The sequence below is a fragment of the Parendozoicomonas verongulae genome (genome assembly GCF_009711465.1).
Taxonomy (GTDB): Bacteria; Pseudomonadota; Gammaproteobacteria; order Pseudomonadales; family Endozoicomonadaceae; genus Sansalvadorimonas; species Sansalvadorimonas verongulae.
Genome location: NZ_SMME01000116.1, coordinates 1 through 268, shown reverse-complemented (window position 1 = coordinate 268; position 268 = coordinate 1). Strand labels below are relative to the sequence as shown.

The 268-nt window shown below is 47.4% G+C and carries 1 protein-coding gene; it reads left to right on the top strand.

The genetic code is table 11. The features are described from left to right. Window positions 1-227, top strand: a 227-nt coding sequence (locus E1189_RS22030) for a hypothetical protein (RefSeq protein ID WP_196220794.1), incomplete at its 5' end; no start/stop codon positions are given. Window positions 228-268 lie beyond the last annotated feature (41 nt).

Below are 268 nucleotides of genomic sequence, written 5' to 3'. Positions count from 1 at the left end.
CATCCTGTCTCAGTCAACTGGCTCACTGCTACCGTCTCTTATCTGTCTGGCCGCAACTTAAGCTGCAAACATTAGGTATCGAAGAGGAAAAGGAAAACGAGTTCAGCCAGAGATCGGTATCATTCTTTGATCTGGCCAACGACCTTGAACCCCATCGACCAGAACTGAAGAAAGATGAACCCTGGAGGCTAAGGGAACGGCAGCTATTAGCTCATATGACTGCGTGACCATTAAGCAGCCCTGTTTGTAATGCTGACTCATTTTGAAC